The sequence below is a fragment of the Bradyrhizobium sp. genome, assembly GCF_035273305.1.
GTDB lineage: Bacteria > Pseudomonadota > Alphaproteobacteria > Rhizobiales > Xanthobacteraceae > Bradyrhizobium.
In genome coordinates this window covers 1-21,717 of the sequence record NZ_DATEPI010000264.1, presented here as the reverse complement: position 1 = coordinate 21,717, position 21,717 = coordinate 1, and the positions used below count along the sequence as shown (strand labels likewise).

18 protein-coding genes are annotated in these 21,717 nt (G+C 61.0%); 6 read left to right on the top strand and 12 right to left on the bottom strand.

Going from position 1 to position 21,717, the window contains the following annotated elements; all coding sequences use genetic code 11:
- Window positions 1–53: 53 nt before the first annotated feature.
- The 3 genes from guaA to VJV58_RS17585 form a co-directional block, all read right to left on the bottom strand.
- Window positions 54–1,649: a glutamine-hydrolyzing GMP synthase gene (guaA, locus tag VJV58_RS17595; RefSeq protein ID WP_324138644.1), complete on the bottom strand. Its 1,596-nt coding sequence runs from the start codon at window positions 1,647–1,649 to the stop codon at window positions 54–56.
- Between the two features lie 64 nt (window positions 1,650–1,713).
- A complete protein-coding gene (locus tag VJV58_RS17590; protein ID WP_324138643.1) occupies window positions 1,714–3,018 on the bottom strand; it encodes an RsmB/NOP family class I SAM-dependent RNA methyltransferase in 1,305 nt (434 codons plus the stop codon).
- A 36-nt stretch (window positions 3,019–3,054) separates the two neighbouring features.
- Complete coding sequence (locus tag VJV58_RS17585) at window positions 3,055–3,477, bottom strand: MAPEG family protein (protein ID WP_324138642.1); 423 nt, start codon at window positions 3,475–3,477, stop codon at window positions 3,055–3,057.
- A gap of 171 nt (window positions 3,478–3,648) precedes the next feature.
- On the opposite strand from VJV58_RS17585, the gene VJV58_RS17580 reads away from it, so the two are divergent.
- A complete protein-coding gene (locus VJV58_RS17580) occupies window positions 3,649–4,473 on the top strand; it encodes a metallophosphoesterase (protein WP_324138641.1) in 825 nt (274 codons plus the stop codon).
- 47 nt (window positions 4,474–4,520) lie between these two features.
- On the opposite strand, the gene VJV58_RS17575 is transcribed toward VJV58_RS17580, so the two are convergent.
- From VJV58_RS17575 to VJV58_RS17555, 5 genes are all read right to left on the bottom strand, one after another.
- Window positions 4,521–4,928 (bottom strand): hypothetical protein, encoded by a 408-nt coding sequence (locus VJV58_RS17575; RefSeq protein WP_324138640.1) that lies wholly within the window; start codon window positions 4,926–4,928, stop codon window positions 4,521–4,523.
- Window positions 4,929–5,091: 163 nt separating this feature from the next.
- Window positions 5,092–6,117, bottom strand: coding sequence for an NADP-dependent oxidoreductase (locus tag VJV58_RS17570; protein ID WP_324138639.1), 1,026 nt, complete (start codon window positions 6,115–6,117; stop codon window positions 5,092–5,094).
- Window positions 6,118–6,192: 75 nt separating this feature from the next.
- A complete protein-coding gene (locus VJV58_RS17565) occupies window positions 6,193–6,816 on the bottom strand; it encodes a hypothetical protein (RefSeq protein WP_324138638.1) in 624 nt (207 codons plus the stop codon).
- 143 nt (window positions 6,817–6,959) lie between these two features.
- Complete coding sequence (gene guaB / locus VJV58_RS17560) at window positions 6,960–8,456, bottom strand: IMP dehydrogenase (RefSeq protein ID WP_324138637.1); 1,497 nt, start codon at window positions 8,454–8,456, stop codon at window positions 6,960–6,962.
- 165 nt (window positions 8,457–8,621) lie between these two features.
- A complete protein-coding gene (locus tag VJV58_RS17555; RefSeq protein WP_324138636.1) occupies window positions 8,622–8,870 on the bottom strand; it encodes a hypothetical protein in 249 nt (82 codons plus the stop codon).
- A 134-nt stretch (window positions 8,871–9,004) separates the two neighbouring features.
- Between VJV58_RS17555 and VJV58_RS17550 the strand changes: the two genes are divergently transcribed.
- The gene (locus tag VJV58_RS17550; RefSeq protein WP_324138635.1) at window positions 9,005–10,474 is read left to right on the top strand and encodes a DHA2 family efflux MFS transporter permease subunit; all 1,470 of its coding nucleotides are present in this window, start codon (window positions 9,005–9,007) and stop codon (window positions 10,472–10,474) included.
- 1,306 nt (window positions 10,475–11,780) lie between these two features.
- On the opposite strand, the gene VJV58_RS17545 is transcribed toward VJV58_RS17550, so the two are convergent.
- The 3 genes from VJV58_RS17545 to VJV58_RS17535 all read right to left on the bottom strand — a co-directional run bounded on the left by VJV58_RS17545 (window position 11,781) and on the right by VJV58_RS17535 (window position 14,832).
- Window positions 11,781–12,635 (bottom strand): aldo/keto reductase, encoded by an 855-nt coding sequence (locus VJV58_RS17545; RefSeq protein ID WP_324138634.1) that lies wholly within the window; start codon window positions 12,633–12,635, stop codon window positions 11,781–11,783.
- Window positions 12,636–12,958: 323 nt separating this feature from the next.
- Window positions 12,959–13,666 (bottom strand): RlmE family RNA methyltransferase, encoded by a 708-nt coding sequence (locus tag VJV58_RS17540; RefSeq protein ID WP_324138633.1) that lies wholly within the window; start codon window positions 13,664–13,666, stop codon window positions 12,959–12,961.
- 47 nt (window positions 13,667–13,713) lie between these two features.
- On the bottom strand, window positions 13,714–14,832 hold the full coding sequence (locus VJV58_RS17535) for a Ppx/GppA phosphatase family protein (protein ID WP_324138632.1): 1,119 nt from the start codon (window positions 14,830–14,832) through the stop codon (window positions 13,714–13,716).
- A gap of 196 nt (window positions 14,833–15,028) precedes the next feature.
- Between VJV58_RS17535 and VJV58_RS17530 the strand changes: the two genes are divergently transcribed.
- Window positions 15,029–17,404: a xanthine dehydrogenase family protein molybdopterin-binding subunit gene (locus tag VJV58_RS17530; protein ID WP_324138631.1), complete on the top strand. Its 2,376-nt coding sequence runs from the start codon at window positions 15,029–15,031 to the stop codon at window positions 17,402–17,404.
- A gap of 20 nt (window positions 17,405–17,424) precedes the next feature.
- Here the strand turns inward: VJV58_RS17530 and VJV58_RS17525 are convergent, their stop codons facing one another.
- Complete coding sequence (locus VJV58_RS17525; protein ID WP_324138630.1) at window positions 17,425–18,225, bottom strand: hypothetical protein; 801 nt, start codon at window positions 18,223–18,225, stop codon at window positions 17,425–17,427.
- Between the two features lie 169 nt (window positions 18,226–18,394).
- Between VJV58_RS17525 and VJV58_RS17520 the strand changes: the two genes are divergently transcribed.
- The 3 genes from VJV58_RS17520 to VJV58_RS17510 form a co-directional block, all read left to right on the top strand.
- Window positions 18,395–18,874, top strand: a complete 480-nt coding sequence (locus VJV58_RS17520) for a YaiI/YqxD family protein (RefSeq protein ID WP_324138629.1) — start codon at window positions 18,395–18,397, stop codon at window positions 18,872–18,874.
- Between the two features lie 12 nt (window positions 18,875–18,886).
- Window positions 18,887–20,710, top strand: coding sequence for an ABC-F family ATP-binding cassette domain-containing protein (locus tag VJV58_RS17515; RefSeq protein ID WP_324138628.1), 1,824 nt, complete (start codon window positions 18,887–18,889; stop codon window positions 20,708–20,710).
- A gap of 80 nt (window positions 20,711–20,790) precedes the next feature.
- On the top strand, window positions 20,791–21,717 hold a 927-nt coding region (locus tag VJV58_RS17510; protein ID WP_324138627.1), incomplete at its 3' end, for an alanine racemase.

Genomic DNA, 21,717 nt, shown 5'->3' with positions numbered 1-21,717 from the left:
CCCTCACCTTCTATTTTTCTTAAGCTATTTCCCTCCAGAGTATTCCCTCCCCATCACTCCCACTCGATCGTACCCGGTGGCTTCGACGTCACGTCATAGACCACGCGGTTGACGCCCTTGACCTCGTTGATGATGCGGGTGGCGGTCTCGCCCAGAAATTTCATATCGAACGGATAAAAGTCGGCGGTCATGCCATCGGTCGAGGTGACCGCGCGCAGGCCAACTACATGTTCGTAGGTGCGCCCGTCACCCATCACGCCGACGGTCTTGACCGGAAGCAGAACCGCGAAGGCCTGCCAGATCTTGTCGTATAGGCCCGCTTTGCGAATTTGATCGATATAGACTGCGTCAGCATTGCGGAGGATGTCGAGCTTCTCGCGTGTAATCTCGCCGGGACAGCGGATCGCAAGGCCCGGCCCGGGAAACGGATGCCGGCCGACAAAGATTTCCGGCAGTCCCAGTTCGCGCCCCAACTCACGCACCTCGTCTTTGAACAGTTCACGTAACGGCTCGACCAGCTTCATGTTCATGCGTGCGGGCAAGCCGCCGACATTGTGGTGCGACTTGATCGTCACCGATGGTCCGCCGGTGAACGAGACGCTCTCGATCACATCGGGATAGAGCGTTCCCTGCGCCAGAAATTCGGCACCGCCGATCTTCTTTGCCTCCGCATCGAACACGTCAATGAACAGCCGCCCGATCGTCTTGCGCTTCTGCTCGGGGTCACTGACGCCGGCGAGCTCGCCGAGAAACTGCTGGGATGCATCAACATGAACCAGCGGGATGTTATAGTGATGGCGGAACAGATCGACGACGGTTGCGCCTTCATTGAGCCGCAGCAATCCGTGGTCGACGAATACGCAGGTGAGCTGGTCACCGATCGCTTCATGGATCAGCACCGCGGCAACGGCGGAATCAACGCCGCCGGAAAGGCCGCAGATCACCCTGCCCTTCCCCACCTGCGCGCGAATTTTGTCGATCGCCTCTTCGCGGAATGCACGCATGGTCCAGTCGCCGGTCAGGCCAGCGACCTTGCGAACGAAATTGCGGATCAGCTTGGCGCCATCGGGAGTGTGCACCACTTCGGGGTGGAACATCAGCCCGTAATATTTGCGCTTCTCGTCCTGGATAATCGCGAACGGCGCGTTCGACGAAATGCCGGCTACGACAAAGCCGGGAGGCATTTGGGTGATGCGGTCGCCGTGGCTCATCCACACCGGATGACGCTCGCCAACCGACCATGTGGAATCGAACAGCCGACTCTCGGCGCGGACCTCAACGTCGGCCCGGCCGAATTCGCGATGGTGCCCGCCTTCGACATTTCCGCCGAGCTGGGCCGCCATGGCCATCTGGCCGTAGCAAATACCGAGCACGGGAACGCCGGAATCGAAGATCGCCTGAGGCGCGCGCGGCGAGCCCTCCTCATGCACCGATTCAGGGCCGCCCGAGAGGATCACCGCCTTGGGCTTCATCTGAGCAAACGCCGCTTCCGCCTTCTGGAACGGCACGATCTCGGAATAGACGCCCTCCTCACGCACCCGACGGGCGATTAGTTGCGTGACCTGGCTGCCGAAATCGATGATCAGAATCTTGTCGTGAGCCGAGGCCACCGACGGCGTCGACTGCGGAGCGGGCTGGGCTGCTGTCATGGGAAGGGAATTACGCGACATGAAGCAGCCTCGCAATGCCGGAACCGGCTTGTGCGCTTGAAATTTAGCCGCTTTTGCGGGCGAGGATAGAAACGAAGAACCCGTCCGTTCCGGTCCGGCGCGGCGTCATGAGCAATCCATGCGCTGACATCAACGTCGCATTCGCGAACGCCTCGGCATTGTCCGATAGGGCCCTCGCAACCTGTGCGGGCGGCACCACGGCGAATTCGGGATGGCGCGCGACGAAAGCGCGGACTTGTTCGCCGTTTTCCGGCGGCAAAACCGAGCAGGTGATATAGGCGATGCGGCCACCCGGCTTGACCAGTCCCGCCGCCCGTTCAAGCACCGCCGTCTGATCCTTTAACCGCATTTCCAGCGCCCCCGGGCGCATCCTCCACTTGGCGTCGGGATTACGACGCCAAGTACCGGTGCCCGTGCAGGGTGCATCGATCAAAACGAGGTCGGCGGAGGCCCGGATATCCGCAAGCGCATCGCCCTCACCTTTAGGCGCTCGTATGTCGGCGTTGTGGACCCCGGCGCGTGAAAGCCGCTCATAAATCGGCGCGAGCTGCCGTTTGTCGTGGTCGGTGGCGATCAACCGACCCTTGCCCTGCATCATGGCCGCCAAGGCCAGCGTCTTGCCGCCCGCTCCCGCGCAGAGGTCGATGACCTGTTCGCCGGGCGCTGCGGCCGATAGCAGGGCCGCAAGCTGCGAGCCCTCGTCCTGCACTTCGATCGCGCCCTTGATGAAAGTCTCCTCGGCGTGAATGCCGGGATTGCGGGCGTCGGCGCCAAGCTCAATGCGCAACCCCATCGGCGACCACGGCGCAGCCTGCACACCAAGGTGCGCGAGCGAAGATTGGACCTTCTCGCGTTTGGCTTTCAAGGTATTGACGCGAAGATCGAGCGGCGCGCGGCTCGCCATGGCGGTCGCCTCCGCCACACGGTCATCGCCGAACACTTGCGCCAGATATCCATCAAGCCATTCCGGGTAGTCGCCGGCAATGTGGGGAGGTGCAGCGTCGAGCGAACGGGAGGTGAGCGCCCCGCGCTCGGAATCCGTCAACGGCTCCGGAGCGAAACGGCTGCCGTCGCACAGCGCGGCGATAGCATCACCGCTCATGCCGCGCTCGAGCTTGAGCATGCCGAGCACGCGCGCCCGCGGCGTGTCGCTATCCATGATCCAGGCGCTCGAGGCGCGCCGGCGCAGCACATCCCAGATCAGCCCGGAGATCGCGGCGCGGTCGCCCGAGCCCGCAAAACGATGCGCGGTGCCCCACTCCTTGAGCGCCTTCGCCGCCGGAATACGTTGGGTGTCGATGGTATCGAGCACTTCGATGGCCGCGGAGATGCGGGCGGCGGGGGTCATTGAAAACTTTCGGTTGGAGAACGAACGAGATCCCGCTCAGATCAGCAATAGGATCTTCAGCGCGAAGTATATCCACATGGCGAGCAGCACCAGTCCACCTGCCAGCCAGGCTAACGAGCGTCGGCCAAGATCGTTGGAAGTCACGAACACCCCGGCATGAACAAAACGCGTGACCACGAACACCCACGACATCAACACGATGAACAGATCGGCATGCCGCAAGGGCAGCGCCAGGGCGATCAGGACATAGAACAGCAGCGGCAGCTCGAACTGGTTGCGATAACAATTGCCAATCTGCGTGGTCCGGACCGGCCAGTTCTGCTGCCCCAGCGCAATGTCCCTGATCTTGGTCTCGCCGCTGACGAGCGCCTTGCGGCGCGCTCCGATCATTCCCACCATCAGCGCAAGCGTGAGTCCCACGAGAACGAAGACCGGCAGCAACACCATCTGAACTGACATCGGATTCTCCCCAGCTTGAGACGCGATCCCCGCCTATAGCGAGCGCGCTCGGCTCTTACAACAAATCGATCCGGCACGGTTTGCGGAAACGACAGTGCCCCTGGATTTTGGAATGGAGTTGCGGCAGTCCCGCTGTGGCAAAACGGCAATGCGCAGTGTTACCAATGCCGGATGTCCGAATTTCGCCTCACCCAGATTTCCGATACCCATCTTAGTCGTCGCCTGCCCAGTTTGACCCATAATTTCGAGCGGGTGAGCGAACACATCGATGCGAGCCGCCCGGATATCGTCATCAACAGTGGTGATCTCGCGTTCGACGGGCCGACTAGTCCCGACGATCTTGAATTTGCCCGAACACTGCACGCTGCTCTCCAAGCACCTTGCCGTTATCTGCCCGGGAATCACGACATCGGCGACAACCCCACGATTGTCGGGCCGCCGCCGTCCCAGCCGGTTACTGAACGCGATTGCCAGCGTTTTATGTCAGTATTCGGGGAGGATCGCTGGAGTTTCGACGCTGCCGGATGGCACTTTATCGGCCTCAATTCGATGGTGATGAATACAGGGCTCGGGCGAGAGGCGGAACAGTTCGATTGGCTCGCCTCCCAGCTCGCGGGCGCCAATACCAAGCCCGTAGCGCTGTTTCTTCACAAGCCGCTCTTTCTCAACTCGCCTGACGATCCGGAGCTTGCGGCGACCTCGATACGCTATGTTCCGATGCCGGCGCGAGCTCGCCTGGTGCAGATGCTGGGCTCGGTCGACTTGAGGCTCGTCGCCAGCGGTCATGTTCACCAGCGGCGGGACTACACGCTCGGCAGCGTGAGATACATCTGGGCGCCTTCGGCGGGATTCGTGATTTCGGATAAGCGCCAGGAGGTGATCGGCATCAAGGAAGTGGGCCTGGTCGAATATCGTTTCCAACCCGACAGCTTCGAGGTGCGTCACGTCAAAGTGCCGGGCCAGGTCGACATCGATATGGATAGTCTGCTCCGCTAGGGCCGGCTAGCCAACCAAGCGCGCGACCGCGTTCTCCATCCGCTCGGCTAGTTACCGGCCGTATTGAAACGGGATAGATCGCAATCGGGCTCGGCATATTTGGTGCGGCGCAGCCCTTCGCGGTCTTCGACAACTGTTGGCCGGCACCGCGCCTGCCATGCCGCGCGGCCATCGGCTTCGGCCTTTTCCTGCTCTGGAGTGAGCGGCGATGCCGCGCGAACCACGCTGTCGCCATTAACGTTGAACGAGGTGGATTGGCTTGGCGCCAGGGGAATTCCAGCGGCGATAGCGGCCTCTTTGGCTCGTGCGTCGGCAGCCGCCGCCCTTGCCGCTGCCGCTGCATCGGCTGCATGTCCGTGATCCATGGAAGAGGAAGACCATGAACCCTGCTGCTGCGCGGACGCAGTCGCGCTGGCGGCGGCAAGAAAGAGCAAAACAGCTGCAATGGTGCGCATTTCGTAAGCCTGCAAAGATCGAGTCCCGGTCGCCTTTGCTAAGCCGGAAATGTTGCAGCCGCGTAAAGCCGGCTGGTTACCGCGCCCGCAAGGAGATATATCCAATTCTAACGATGGATGTTCGGCGTCCGGCTAAAGGCGCGGCTGCGGGGAGAGCAGAGGATCATCCTTTGTCCGGCCCGACCCGCACCAACTGCTTGCCGAAATTGGCGCCTTTGAGAAGTCCGATGAATGCCGCAGGCGCGCTGTCGAGGCCTTCGGTGATAAACTCGCGATGCTTGACCTTGCCCTGGCGAACCCATTGCGACATATCGCGTAAAAAATCCCCGTGACGCGCGGCGAAATCGCTGACAATAAAGCCTCGAATGGTCAACCGCTTGGTCAAGACGTTGCGCATCAGTGACGACGCCCATTTAGGAACCGATGCCTCGGTATCGTTGTATTGTGCGATCAGTCCGCACACGGGTACGCGTGCGAAGGCGTTGAGCAAGGGAAACACCGCCTCGAACACCGCGCCACCAACATTCTCGAAATAAACGTCGATGCCTTTCGGGCAGGCTTCCTTAAGCCGTGCCGCGAGGTTGGGATCGCGATGATCGATGCAGTCATCGAAACCCAGCTCGCGTTTCACGTAGTCGCATTTCTCCCGGCCGCCGGCGATCCCAATGGCCCGTGCTCCCTTGATCCTGGCGATCTGCCCGACTGCCGAGCCGACCGCGCCGGAGGCCGCGGCGACCACGACGGTTTCGCCCGGCTGCGGCTTGCCGATGTCCAACAGGCCGGTGTAGGCGGTCATGCCTGGCATGCCCAGCACCCCAACCGCCGTCGAAACCGGACCGAGTTTGGGGTCGATTTTAGCGAGGCCCTTGCCATCCGATATGGAGTGCGTCTGCCAGCCGGCGCGCGCGAGTACGACGTCGCCTTTCGCGAAGCCGGGATTATTCGAAGCCATGACCTCGCACACCGTGCCGCCTTCCATCACGCCGCCGATCGGGACTGGCGCCGCGTAGGACGGCCCCTCGCTCATGCGCCCGCGCATGTAGGGATCAAGCGACAACCAGATCGTGCGCAGCAGCACCTCGCCATTGCCCGGGGTCGGTATCGCGCAATCCTCGATGCGGAAGTCCGAGAGCTTCGGCTCGCCGACGGGTCGAGAAACCAGAACGACGCGTTTTGCCGATTGGGGCATTTTAATTTCCTCCTGATGTCATGCTCTCATGGCGAGGCGCCGGTTGAATCCGCGCGATATAAATGACGGCGCAAACTAAGCCGTGACTTTTGCCAGCGCCGCCTCGAATGCCGCCGCCGCGCTGGGCAGATCCTTGAACGCCCGAATCTGCCGGGTGTCCTGAATATCTTTTTCTGAAGCGCTCGGCCGGACCTCGGAAAGGGGTTTGCCGCCATCGATCATTCCGGCCGGCGCGCTCACGTGAAATTCATGATCTTCCAGCGGCGCATCCTTTGGCAGCCAGACCCCCAAGGTCACCACGTCATTGCCGCGCCGATATGAGATATAGCGATCAACCGCAACCGTGCCGTCGCGCTGATGTCCCCCGAGCTTGGCAAAGCCTTTGGCATCCAGAAGCTTGTGAGATCGAAATCCCTTCACGCCGGCGGATTTTGCTTTCGCGGTCTCCTCCGAGAGGTCGTACTTCTCGGCCATTTGCTTACCGACTGTGGCAAGCTGCCCGGACATGTCATGCTCGAATTCTTTCAGTTCGGTGCGTGGCTTCGAGGCCCTGCGCGGCTTCAGGGCGTCGCGCTTTTCCAACTCAGCCTTGCATTGAGCGACGACCGTCGCGACCGATTTCCGTTCTGCGTTAGCGAGCAGATTCTTCAGATCCTGATCCGAAAGCGCGGCAATCCTGTCATCCGACCAATCGACCATAACAACCAACTTTTATTTTGAACGCCTATCGAGAACATCACGCAAGATCGCAATCGCTGCCGCGAAACGGAAGCGCGAGCGGTGACCCCGATCACACTACCGCGTTTCGTTACTCTTGTGGGAGGCAATTTACGTTTGTGGAATTACACTCCGCCGGGATAGTTCGGGCTTTCGCGCGTGATCGTGACGTCGTGCACGTGGCTTTCGCGCAGCCCCGCGCCAGTGATGCGAACGAATTGCGCCTTCTCGTGGAATTCGGCGAGGTTTCGAGCGCCCACATATCCCATTGCCGCGCGCAAGCCACCAGCAAGCTGATGCATCACATTGGCGACCGGGCCCTTGTAAGGCACCTGACCCTCAATGCCTTCCGGCACCAGCTTGAGCGTGTCCTTGATGTCCTGTTGGAAATAACGGTCGGCGGAGCCCCGCGCCATTGCTCCCACGGAGCCCATGCCGCGATACGCTTTGTACGAGCGGCCCTGCCACAGAAACACTTCACCGGGGGTCTCGTCTGTGCCTGCGAGCAGCGAGCCGACCATCGCGATGTCGGCGCCGGCGGCAAGCGCCTTCGCAAGATCGCCGGAAAATTTGATGCCGCCGTCGGCAATCACCGGCACGTTGGCCTTCTTGGCGGCCTCGACCGCATCCATGATCGCGGTCAGTTGCGGCACGCCCACGCCCGCTACGATACGTGTGGTGCAGATCGAACCCGGACCAATACCGACCTTGATCGCGTCGGCACCGGAATCAATCAGCGCCTGCGCGCCGTCCTCGGTAGCGATGTTGCCGGCGATCACCTGCACGGCATTGGAAAGCCGCTTGATGCGGTTGACCGCCTCCAGCACCCGTGAGGAATGACCGTGCGCAGTGTCCACGACGATCAGATCGACACCGGCCTCGATCAGCCGCTCAGTGCGCTCGAAACCGCCGTCGCCAACGGTCGTCGCGGCGGCGACGCGCAAGCGGCCTTGCGCATCCTTGCAGGCGAGCGGATGCGCGACCGCCTTTTCCATGTCCTTCACGGTGATCAATCCGACGCAGCGGTACTGGTCGTCGACCACAAGCAGTTTCTCGATCCGATGCTTGTGCAGCATCCGTTTCGCTTCATCCTGGCTGACACCTTGCCGCACGGTGACCAGATTCTCATGCGTCATCAGCTCGGAAATCTTCTGACGCGGGTCGGTGGCAAAGCGCACGTCACGGTTGGTGAGAATGCCGACCAGTTTTCCGGGCACGCCCTTGGCCGCGCCCGTAACGACGGGAATGCCGGAGAAGCCATGATCGTTCATCAGCGCCAGCGCATCCGACAACATCGCATCGGGCTCGATGGTGAGGGGATTCACCACCATTCCGGATTCGAACTTTTTGACCTGCCGCACTTGCGCGGCCTGACCCTCGGTGTCGAAATTGCGATGAATGACGCCGATGCCGCCGGCCTGCGCCATCGCGATCGCCATGCGAGCCTCGGTGACGGTGTCCATTGCAGAAGCAATGATCGGAATGTTCAGTGGGATGGAGCGGGTGACGCGCGAGCGGATATCGGCTTCAGAGGGAAGGATATCTGAAAGCCCAGGCTTCAGAAGCACGTCGTCGAACGTATAGGCTTCGCGAATCCCCTGAAGTCTCTGCACACCGGCCATTGCCAACTCCATTCAGCGGCCCAATCGCCGCGCTAGACCTCAGGATGAAAAAATACGTTGGCGGCACCATTGGCGTCGCCCTCGAATCGCTCATCGGTAGGGTTGGCGGTGGTCGATAGCATGGCCCCATCACGATTCAAAGGGGCTGCAGCCTCGAATCCGGCGTCAGCGCGGGTAACCCGGCGGCGGGCCATGGCGACGGATCGCCTCGACCACCTCCCGATGCATGCGCTGCTCGCGTTTCATGTGAACCGCGATCAGCGCATGAGCCGACGGCACCAGCAGCAGAACATGGAAAACCAGCCCGAAAACCAGGCAAACGACGATCAGGACCAGATTGAAGATGGCGGAAAACGGCTGGCCGTTCAGGAGTAGCCCGAGCGGGGGCACCAGCGCAGCGAGGACGTAGATCATCGTCGGATCTCCGGCGGCATCAGAAGACACGTCGTCATCACGATTTAGGTGGTTTCGGGGGTTCCGCAATAGCCTGCAAGACCACGGGATGATACAGCCCGTGCTCCAACCGCTGCCATTTCCCCCGAATCCTGATGAATAAAGAACGCCTGATCCCGCTCATCGTGGCGACCGCCCTATTCATGGAGAACATGGATTCGACGGTGATTGCGACCTCGCTTCCGGCGATCGCAGCGGATATCGGCACAAGCCCGCTCACATTGAAACTCGCCATTACCTCGTATCTGTTATCGCTTGCGGTATTCATTCCGGCGAGTGGATGGACCGCTGATCGCTTCGGCGCGCGGATGGTGTTCAGTCTCGCGGTCGCGGTTTTCATAATCGGCTCGATCGGGTGTGCCTTATCAGGATCGGTCACGGATTTTGTCATCGCGCGAATCGTGCAGGGGATGGGCGGAGCGATGATGACGCCGGTCGGAAGGCTGGTGCTGCTGCGCTCGATCGACAAGAGCGCGCTCGTCAACGCGATGGCCTGGGTGACCGTGCCCGCGCTGGTTGGCCCGGTGATCGGGCCGCCGCTTGGCGGATTCATCACCACTTATTTTTCCTGGCACTGGATCTTCCTGATCAATATTCCGATCGGTCTGCTCGGCATCTTCATGGCGATGCGCTACATCGATCCGATCCGCAGCAAGGACCCCGAGCGCTTCGACCTCTACGGGTTGGTGCTGGCGGGTATCGGCGTTGGCGGGATCGCGTTCGGGCTATCGGTCGCGGGACTCAACTTGTTGCCCTGGACGATCATCGCCGCGCTGGTCGCCGTCGGCTCGATCTCGATGACGCTCTACGTCATTCATGCCAGGCGCACCGCCTCCCCGGTGCTGGATTTCACGCTGCTGCGATTGCCGACATTGCGCGCCAGCATAGTCGGCGGGTTCTTGTTTCGGCTCGGCATTGGCGCCTTGCCGTTTTTGCTGCCGCTATTGATGCAGGTCGGATTCGGCCTGTCGCCGTTCCGTTCGGGATTGGTGACATTTGCGTCCGCGGTAGGGGCGATGGGGATGAAGACCCTCGCCGCGCGCATCATCAAGACCTTCGGCTTTCGCAACATCATGGTGGTCAATGCAGTCATCAGCTCGGCGTTCCTGGCCGCCTGCGCGTTGTTTACTGTCACGACACCGCTGCTTCTGATCATGATCATTCTGGTCGTCGGCGGTTTCTTCCGTTCGCTGCAGTTCACGGCCATCAACACGGTGGCGTATGCAGAGGTCGAACCGGCGCAGATGAGTCGTGCCACCACCCTCGTCAGCGTCAACCAGCAGCTTGCGATCTCAACGGGAGTGGCGCTGGGGGCGTTCTCGGTTGAATCGACGATGGTCGTCCGCCATGTGCAAGAACTGACGGCGACGGAATTCGCGCCGGCATTCATGGTGGTCGCGATCATCTCGGCTATTTCGGCATACTTCTTCTATCTCATGCCAGTCGATGCCGGTCACCAGGTATCGGGCCGGCGCACCGTCGTAATCTCGGAGCCCACCCGCGAGCTTGAGGCCGAGGAAGAGGCCGCCAGCGAAACCGTCACCGCTCGCGATCAGCGGCTGTAACCAGTCGCTTGCCGCGAGAACCCATCGCAAGGACCTATGCGAGCAGACCCCCACCCGGCGCTTCGCGCCACCCGAGAGCGAGCTTTGCTCGTCTCGACCCCACAAGAGAGGAAGGGATGAAGGAAACGTGGCGATCTCGCCGCGCGCCACTTGTAGCTTTCTTATCCCTCCCCTTCTTTTATGGGAGGGTGGCGCGAAGCGCCGGGTGGGGTTTCTATCTCGCACACCGAGCCTTTCCCCACCCTGCACACCGTGAGCTTCGCTTACGATGTGCTTTCCCTCCCCACAAGGAGGAGGGATAAGAAGACAGCTTCGCTCGTCTTGACACCGCTAGGGCACGGATAAGGCGCCGACGCAGTTGCAGCGCGACGTCACACACCTCCGCCATCCCGCCCCGGATTCCGCGCGAGTTTTGCCAATCATGAAGCGCTCCTGAAACATCAGAGGGCGCGGGGAATGCCGGGTGCACGATGCACCCGCAGCCTCGCATGCAAAAAGTGAAAAGCATACGAGCGTAGTCACCACAGGTTCACCGGATTCACCCCGGCATGCCCCGCGCGATGTTTTACGACTTATAACGTGATCTCCCCGGTGATCGGGCTTTGTTGTCACCGTCGCCAGCGGAATTACTTCCGCTAACTTGACACCAGCGTCGAGGCGTCAGGACCACACGACTTCGTCGTCCGCCGCGGTACCGTTCGTCAGCGGCACGTCAACGTCCATCGCATCCCGTCCCGCGTTCGTGACGATCGCGAGCGCCCCTCCAGTGGAACGAGACGGCGGGGGTTATGGATTTGATTTGGGCAAAACGAGAAGGAATATATTTTTGGAAATGCGAGTGGACACTGATTTGCCCGTCACGCACATCAGTCCGTAGCCCGCATCAGCAAAGGGAGATGCGGGCCTCCATGGTTCGAGACGAGCAGCGTTGCCGCGCTCCTCACCACGAGGAGCTCGCATGGTGCCGACCCTCGAATCATCTGAGATAGCGGGGATTGCGCGATTGAGACCACTAAATCTGCTGACACGGCGAGAGCCGACGGCTAAAGCAATCAAGCGGTCACGCTGCGTGACGGCTCTCTACCTATCGGAGAGAGTAAGTCCTCGGTGACGATGGCTGCCAGCGTGACCGCGCCACATCGCCAAACGGGCGGGTTTAGTTCGCGGACGAGATTGCCTATTGGGCAGAACGCAGTGGATGAATTTGATCTGAAGCGCGCCAGGGACAAGGATCGTCTTCGCCGAATTGGGGCGCTGACGAACATCGATGACAATTTCCGCCGTTGTCGTTTTAATCAGGCGCGCTTCACCCCAAATTGTCGAAGTCTTCGGGCGCCAGCTTGAGGGCGGCCGCAAGCACATTATTCTCTAGGTGATCGATGGATCGAGTGCCGGGGATCGGCAGCATAACAGGTGATTTAGCGAGCAGCCACGCAATGGATAAGGCTGCGTGCGTTAGGCCGCGACGCAAGGCGACTTGCTTTATCTTGAGTGCCCTTAGGCCACGTTTGCCGCCCAGCGGATACCACGGCAGAAAAGCAATTCCGAGACGCTCGCACGCGGCGAGTACGCCTTCGCTGCTTCGATCTCGCAAATTGTACATGTTCTGAACCGAGACGATTGGTGTGACGGAGCGTGCCAGCTCGAGTTGTGCAACCGTGACGTTCGAAACGCCAATATGGCGAATTTTGCCTACGCGTTGTAAATCCGCCAGTGCACCAAGCGACTCTATAAATGGCACTTCGGGATCAGGCGCATGGAATTGATACAAATCGATGCGCTCCAGCCGCAAGCGCTGCAAGCTGCCTTCAATCGCTCGCCGCAGATGGTCGGGGCGACCGTTTGGGACCCATGATCGGCGGTTCGGTCGCACCAAGCCACCTTTCGTGGCAATGACCAAACCCGGGGGGTAAGGATACAGCGCCTGCGAGATCAATGACTCGTTCGTCTCGGGGCCGTAACTATCCGCAGTGTCAATAAAGTTCACGCCGAGCTCGACCGCTCGATGCAGAACCCGATTGGCATGCCCTCGATCCCTTGGTCTTCCCCAAGCTGAATCTCCGCATAGACGCATCGCGCCGAAGCCCAATCGGTTCACTGTTAAGTCGCCAAGGTCAATTGTTCCAGCAAGCGCCGCGCCTGTGTATGGAGACTGTTCCATTCGCAACCTTATCTTCGTAGCCGCAACGTGCGGGCTCTGCATTCTCAGGAGATCCGCCTTTGGCACTTTTCGAGGGTTTCAGTCTCGACGCGTAAACTCTTGCCACTGACGTTGATGGTCAAGGGCGGGACGAGCATGACCCGTGAGCTTTGGGCGGCCTTCACGGCCGTAGCGCCTGCAGCTACACTGGCTGAAATTGCAAATTTCTCGCGTGCGCAGCCCAACCGACTTCGAGGGAGAAGAGTGCGGACGTACGCGGGTGAAGATGGCTGTCAGCGTGTCAGCGCCACATCATCGCTTCATTGCGATGGCGGGCGAAACCGTCACCGCTCGCGATCAGCGGCTGTGATCGGTCGCTTGCCGCGAAAACCCATCGCAAGGACATAGCGTTCGGAAGAATCCTGCCGGCTCGAGGCCGGTTTGACGTGTTTGACGGTCGCAAAATCCCGCTTGAGCTCCGTCATCAGCGCGGCATCGGCACCGCTCTGAAAGACTTTGGCCACGAACGTGCCGCCGGGATTTAGCACCTCCGCCGCAAACGCCGTGGCCCCTTGGACCAGACCCAGAATGCGCAACTGATCGGTCTTGCGATGGCCTGTAGTATTGGGCGCCATATCCGAGAGCACCACATCGGCACCGCCACCGATCATCGCAATCAATTTGGCGGGCGCGGCATCGTCAAGAAAATCAATCCGCGCGAAGCTGACGCCAGGTATCTCCGGCATATCCAGAAGATCGATCGCGATCACCCTGCCTTTGCCGTTCGCGGCGGCAATTCGCTTCGCCGCAATCTGGCTCCAGCCACCGGGCGCGGCCCCGAGATCAACTACCGTGATGCCGGGCTTGAGAAATCGATACTTATCGTCGATCTCCGCCAGCTTGAACGCCGCGCGCGAGCGCAGTCCCTCGCGCTTGGCCTGGGCCACGTAAGGGTCATTGAGCTGCCGCTCGAGCCAAAGCTTCGAGGAAAGCTTGCGCTTGCCGCCGGTTTTGACGGTTACGTGCAGCCGCCCGGTCGTATCTTTCGCCATCGAAAATTGATGCCTCTCAACGAGATTTGCAGGCTAGCGGAGTGCGCCTACCGGCACCCGCTGATCGCGCCGTCCTCGCGCATCATTTCCACCAGCATCCCTTCGCGCAAACCGCGATCGGCGACCCGCAGGCGGGGCAGCGGAAACGCCTGCCGGATCGCATCGAGAATGGCACAGCCGGCCAAGACCAGATCGGCGCGTTCGATGCTGATGCAGTTGTTGCTCGCCCGTTCGCGGTAGCTCATTCCGAGAAGCCGCGCGATCGTCGAGCTGATCTCCGCGTCACTCAACCATACCCCGTCTATCCGCCGCCGATCGTATCGCACCAGATTGAGGTGGACGCCGGCGAGCGTGGTCACTGTGCCCGAGGTGCCAAGCAGGTGCATCTCCCTGAGATCAGTGCCGTGCTCGGCCGCGAAAGGCGAGACGTGTTGCGCGACTTCCTGGATCATCCGCCCGTAGGATTCAGGCGTCACGTCCTTGCCGCCGAAATGTTCGGCCAGTGTGACGACGCCCAGCGGAATTGACATCCATTGCTTGATGGTGGGCGCACTGTCTTTCTGGTCCGGGTTGCGCTCGATCCGAACCAATTCGGTCGATCCGCCACCGATGTCGAACAGAATGGCGCCCCTGCCGTTTGGGTCCAACAAAGGCGAGCAGCCGATCACGGCGAGGGCCGCTTCGGTCTCGCGATCGATCACTTCCAGCCGGATCCCTGTTTCGGCTTCGACCCGGCTACGAAACCCCTCGGCGTTGGAGGCTGCGCGGCAGGCTTCAGTGGCAATCAACCGCAGGCGCCGGGCATTTTTGGAAATGATCTTGTCCCGGCAGATACTCAACGCGGCGATGGCGCGATCCGCCGCCGCTTCACTGATGTAGCCAGTCGCGGAGATGCCCTCGCCCAGCCGAATGATCCGCGAGAAGGAGTCGATGACACGAAATCCATCTCCTGTGGGATAGGCGATCAGCAGGCGGCAATTATTGGTGCCAAGGTCGAGCGCTGCGTAGACGCCACTCCCGGCCGCAGCGGCGACGGAAATGCCGCCTCGACGCGACGCTTGTCCGTAGCCCGTCGGTGTCACTGCTTGGCCGCCGCCACGCAGCAGCCCTTGGCCGACGTCTCCGCGCGGCACTGCGCCAGCGCGAAGCCGCGCATCATCAGTCATCGACAGTTTCTTTCCGCGGCCGTAAAGCCAACGAGGAATTTTCGTTCACAGAAACTTTTAGCAGCGCGGGGCTTTGGCGCAACAGCCCTTCACATAGGACCATGCCCAATCAGCCGTTGTCGTCCGCAGGTCGGTGCGTTATCTGGGGTGGGAAGCGGGAAAAATCCCGCAAAATCGAGCATTTCAGGGATATTCAATGCAAGATCAGCCGTCTTCATCCTCTCTGGAAAACTCTATCGCACTGCAAAAATTCGGTCTCGGACAGCCGGTCCTCCGCAAGGAGGATGACACCCTGGTGCGCGGCAAAGGCAAGTACACCGATGACTTCAACCTGCCCGGCCAGGCCTATGCGTGGATCGTGCGGTCCACCCACGCGCACGGGATCATCCGCGCTATCGACACCTCAGCCGCAAAGACAATGCCGGGCGTGCTCGGGGTCTGGACCGGGACAGATCTGGTTGCGGCCGGTTATGGCCCGTTCACCTGCGGTCTTCCGCTCAAGAGCCGCGACGGCACGCCTCTGTTGCAGACCAACCGCACCGCACTCATGACCGATAAGGTGCGCTATGTCGGCGATCCCGTGGCCTTCGTCGTGGCAGAGACGCTGGCGCAGGCGCGCGATGCGGCCGAAGCGGTCGTGGTCGATATCGATCCGCTGCCTGCCGTCACTGATCCCGAGGAAGCGGCAAAACCGGGCGCTCCGCAGCTTTACGACCACATCCCGAACAACGTCGCGCTGGACCATCACTACGGCGACGCCGCCAAAGTCGAAGCCGCGTTCGCCAGTGCCGCGCATGTGACAAAGCTCGACATCATCAACACGCGGGTGGCCGTCGTGCCGATGGAACCGCGCGCCGCACTTGCATCCTATGACAAGGGCAGCGAGCGTTACACGATCCAGCTTCCGACCCAGGGCGTCGCCGGCAACCGTACCAACCTCGCCAAGAACATCCTGAAGGTGCCGAACGAGAAGGTTCACCTGCTGACACCGAATGTCGGCGGCTCGTTCGGTATGAAAAACGTCAACTATCCGGAATATGTCTGTATCCTGCATGCGGCAAAGATTCTGGGCCGCCCGGTAAAGTGGACCGACGAGCGCTCGACCAGTTTCCTGTCCGACAGCCACGGCCGCGCGCAAAAGATTCATTGTGAGCTGGCGCTCGATGCCGAGGGCAAGTTCCTCGCGGTCAAGGTTTCAGGCTACGGCAATCTCGGCGCCTATATCACTGGCGTCGCGCCAATCCCGTTATCGCTAAACATCGGCAAGAACCTCGCCAGTGTTTATCGCACGCCGCTGATGACCATCGATATCAAGACGGTGCTGACAAACACAACGCTGATGGGAGCCTATCGCGGCGCCGGACGCCCGGAGGCCAACTACTACATGGAGCGGCTGATCGACCGCGCCGCCGACGAAATGGGTATCAACCGGCTGACGCTACGCAAGCGCAATTTCATCAAGCCAGCACAGATGCCATTCGCGGCATCGTCCGGAGTCACTTACGATAGCGGAGACTTCCAGGGGGTCTTCAATAAAGCGCTCGAGATTTCCGATCACGCCAATTTCCCCAAGCGCAAGAAAGAAAGCCGCAAGCGCGGCAAGCTCCGAGGCATTGCCATCGGTTCGTATCTCGAAGTCACCGCGCCTCCTGGCGTCGAACTCGGGAAAATCGTATTTGAGCAGGACGGCTCGGTGAGGCTGATCACCGGCACGCTCGATTACGGCCAGGGCCATGCTACTCCCTTCGCACAGGTGCTCTCCACGCAGCTTGGCGTCCCCTTCGACAGCATCAAGCTAGAACAGGGCGACAGCGACGTCGTGCATACCGGCAATGGCACCGGCGGCTCGCGCTCCATCACCGCCAGCGGAATGGCGATCGTCGAAGCATCGACAATCGTCATCGAGAAGGGAAAGCGCGCCGCCGCTCACCTGATGGAGGCTGCCGAAACCGACATCGAATTCGCGAACGGTCGCTTCACCATCGCCGGCACCGACCGCAGCATCGATATTCTCGAGTTGGCCCGTCGGCTGAAAGAAACCAGGATGCCGGAGGGAATGCCTTCGTCTCTCGACGTCGACCATACCACCGAGGCGGTGCCCTCGACGTTCCCGAATGGCTGCCACGTCGCGGAAGTCGAGATCGATCCAGAAACCGGCATCGTGCAGATCGTTGGCTATACCGGCGTCAACGACTTCGGCACGATCGTCAACCCGATGCTGGTGGCCGGACAGTTGCACGGCGGCGTGGCGCAAGGCATCGGGCAGGCGCTGATGGAATGCATCAGCTACGATTCGAGCGGACAGCCGATCACCGGCTCCTTCATGGACTATGCAATGCCGCGCGCCGAAGACATTCCGATGATGGCGGTCGGCGATCATCCGGTGCCAGCCAAATCCAATCCACTGGGCACCAAAGGCTGCGGCGAAGCCGGTTGCGCGGGCAGTCTCTCCACCATTGTCAACGCAGTTGTCGACGCGCTGTCTGATTACGGCATCACGCATATCGACATGCCGCTGACCCCTGAGCGGGTTTGGCGCGCGATCAGGGATGCCAAGAGCAAGGCGGCCTGACGCGCCCCTCGTGCGGTAACCTACGCTGCGGCCTGCTCGCGCGGTTGATAGATCGCGATGTGCTGACAATGGGCCAAAGGCGTGCGCCCGTTGGCGATGACCAGCGCATCGAGTTCGACGAAGCGGTGGCCTTTCTTCTCGTAGTTGCCCGTGACCTTGGCGCGCGCGGTCAATTCATCGCCGCTGCGCGCAGCGCTAAGAAGCTGCATGCGGCTGCCGACGTGTATCCAGGGTCCGAGTATAGCATTATCAACCAATACCTTGTTCATGACCCGCTGCAGCAGCCCGGGATGACCCAGCCCCTCGGCCTCGTAGATCGGATCGCGCTCGCGCACATCGCTAAGATATTCCTGTGCGGCTTCGCCAGCCCAGGCGCGCGGCATTGTGCCAAGCCATTTGCCTAGCTGGTATGAAAGTTCATTGACCGGCCTGCGTTCGGCGATGGCAGCAACTTCATTGAAATCGGAGATCGAGACGAGCGGCGCGCTGGCCGGCAGTGAGGCGGTGCCGGTGGCGCAAAGCTGGCCGCGGCTTTCAACCTGTATCGATAGCAACCCGTCGCGTTCCTCCCCGCTGACCTCGGTCGCCTCGCCGTCATAAACCGGCTTGATGAACCGTGCTTCGATCCAGCCGCGCTCCAGAAAGGCACGGCCCCATTTCGCAACCGGCAAGTGCATCATGTACGCCATCACATCCACACCAGGCACGAGGCCGCCACTGAAGCCGTATCGCTTTGCCACCGTGTCGTCGTGCATCTTGTTTTCGGACAGTTTGGCCGTGTTGTAGGCCTGGACGCGATAGGTTTCGAGCCGGCTCGTCATGCGGTATATCCCCGATTTTTCATTTTTTGCGCGGTCATCGTACGCGAACAATATGCCGTCGCAAGCGGGTTGGCGCGCGTACTCGCAATTCCGCGGCCGATGCGGTACCACGCGGTTTAAATGAGCGCGCCACGTGCTCGCCTGATCGACCCCAACCGATGTCCCGACCTTGAATACCACCCGCATCTATATCGACGCCGACGCCTGCCCGGTGAAAGACGAGATCTATCGCGTCGCCGCGCGACACCAATTGCCGGTCAGCGTGGTGGCCGCCAATTTCATCCGGGTGCCTCAAGATCCGCTGATCGAACGCATTGCGGCTGGCTCCGGAATGGACGCGGCGGACGATTGGATCGCGGAACGGGCAGGCAAAGGAGATATAGTCATTACGTCGGACATTCCGTTGGCAAGCCGGTGCGTAAAGGCCGGCGCCGACGTAATCGCGCCGAACGGCAAGCCATTCACCGAAGAATCGATCGGGATGACCCTTGCGGTTCGAAACCTGATGACCGATCTACGTTCCTCGGGGGAAGTGACCGGCGGCCCCAAAACTTTCGCGCCGCGCGATCGTTCGGCGTTCCTGTCCGCGCTCGATCAGGCCATTCGCCGTATCCAGCGCCAGCGCGCAAACCAGCCAAACGAGAGATAAGTTCGCAAGACCATGGCGCCTCCGCTGATCCAATTGAAAGACATCAAGCTGACCTTCGGCGGTACGCCGCTGTTGTCAGGCGCTGAGCTGTCGGTATCCTCGGGCGAGCGCGTGTGCCTGATCGGCCGTAATGGCTCGGGTAAGTCGACGCTGCTGAAGATTGCTGCTGGCCTCATAGATGCGGACAGTGGCAGCCGGTTCGTCCAGCCCGGCGCCACCATCCGCTATCTGCCGCAGGAACCTGCTTTTGCGGAATTTGCGACCACGCTGGCCTATGTCGAAGCTGGGCTCGGCCCCGGCGACGATCGCTACCAGGCGCGCTATATGCTGGAGCAACTCGGTTTGCACGGCGATGAGGACCCGGCACAATTGTCCGGTGGAGAAGGCCGCCGGGCTGCACTCGCGCGCGTGCTTGCCCCCTCGCCCGATATCCTGCTGCTCGATGAGCCGACCAATCACCTTGATCTCACCACGATCGAATGGCTGGAAAGCGAACTGGACAGCCGGCGCAGCGCGCTCGTCCTCATCAGCCACGATCGTCGCTTTCTGTCGAATCTATCGCGCTCGACGGCGTGGCTCGATCGCGGCCAGATCAGACAGATCGATCGCGGTTTCAGCGAATTCGAAACCTGGCGCGATGCGGTGCTGGCGGAGGAAGAGCGCGAGCAGCACAAGCTGGATCGCAAGATCGTCAACGAGGAGCATTGGTTGCGCTATGGCGTCTCCGGGCGCCGCAAGCGCAACGTCAAGCGGCTCGGGAATCTGCACGCATTGCGCCAGCAACGGCGCGACTATCGCGGCACGACCGGCACTGCCAATCTCGCAGCCGCCGAGGCGGACAAATCCGGCAAGCTTGTGATTGAAGCCAAAAACATCGGAAAATCTTATGGCGATCGCGAGATTGTCGAGGGGTTCTCGATCCGCGTTCAGCGCGGCGACCGCATCGGCATCGTCGGGCCGAATGGGGTCGGCAAGACAACACTGATCAATATGCTGACCGGCGCCAATCCACCCGATAGCGGGACCATTCGCTTCGGCGCCAATATCGAGATGGCAACGCTCGATCAGCATCGCGAAAGTCTCGACCCGAAATCGACCCTTGCCGAAGCTCTGACCGGCGGTCGCGGAGATCATGTCATCGTCGGCGGCAAGCCGAAGCACGTCGTGAGCTATATGAAGGACTTTCTGTTCGCGCAGGAGCAGATGCGGACGCCGCTGGAAGTGCTTTCAGGCGGTGAACGCGGCCGTTTGATGCTGGCGCGCGCCCTGGCAAAGCCGTCCAATCTTCTGGTGCTGGACGAGCCGACCAACGATCTCGACCTTGAAACTCTCGACGTCCTCGAAGAAATGCTCGGCGATTACGAGGGGACGGTAATGCTGATCAGTCATGACCGCGATTTTCTCGATCGGGTTGTGACTTCGGTAATCGCGCCGGAAGGCAACGGCCGCTGGATTGAATATGCCGGCGGCTACAGCGACATGCTGGCGCAGCGAGGTGCGGACCTGAACCGCGAGCCAGTGAATGTCGCCAGCATCGAACAAAGCAGGGAGGCGAAATCCAGCACGCCATCCAACGGGCCTGCGACCGCGCCGAAGCGGCGGCTCAATTTTAACGAAAAGCACGCGCTGGAAACGCTACCCAAGACGATAGCGAAATTGCAGGCAGAAATCGCCAAGCAACAACGGCAGCTTGACGACCCCGATCTGTTCCACAAGGATCGTAAGAAATTCGATCAAGCCTCTGATGCGCTTACCAAGGCGCAAAGGGATTTGCAGGAAGCCGAAGACAAGTGGCTGGAGCTCGAAGTGCTGCGCGAAGAGATCGAGCAGGCCTAACGTGCATTCCGCAAAGTGGATGGCGCTTTCGCGACCGAATTCGCATTAATGAAATACGCAGCAATAAAAAGAGAGTCAGCATGACGACACCCCTCGCCGCCAGGATAGCCCGCGAATACGGCACGCCGGCGGTTGTCATCGACATGGATCGGGTTGAGCGCAATATCGCGCGGGTCCAGTCAGCGTGCGACAAGGCCGGCGTCGCCAACCGGCCGCACATCAAGACCCACAAGAGCCCGATGCTGGCCAGGCTTCAGATCGAAGCCGGAGCGAAGGGGATCACTTGCCAGAAGCTCGGCGAGGCCGAGGTGATGGCCGACGCCGGCATCAGCGACATCCTGATCAGTTACAACCTGCTCGGCGAGGAAAAGATGGCGCGGCTGGGCGCGCTGCAGTCAAAAGCCAATATGACGGTTGCCGCCGACAATCCGGTCGTGATCGCAGGGCTGCCGCAAGCCGCCGCCGCATCCGGACGGCCGCTCTCGGTGGTGGTCGAATGCGACACCGGGCGCAAACGCGCCGGCGTCGAGACCCCGGCCGAAGCCATTGAGCTTGCGCGCCAGATCGCCGCGGCGAAAGGCCTGACGTTTGGAGGTTTCATGCTTTATCCGACCGAAAGCGGCTGGTCGGATGCGCAGAGATTCTACGACCAGGCGCTTGCGGGTGTGCGCGCGCACGGGCTCACTGCCAGCATGGTATCGACCGGCGGCACGCCAAACCTGAAAAATCTCGGCAAGCTCAACGGCGCGACCGAGCACCGGCCCGGCACCTACATCTACAATGATCGCATGCAGGTAGCCGCCGGCGTCGCCACATGGGATGACTGCGCCCTGAACATCTATTCAACCGTGGTAAGCCGCGCCGGCCCGGATCGTGGCATTCTCGATGCCGGCTCCAAGACGATGACGACTGATACGGGTGGCGGACTCGAAGGGCATTGCCTCATCCTCGAGCATCCCGAAGCCCGGATCGCCCGCTTTGCCGAGGAGCACGGATTTCTCGACCTC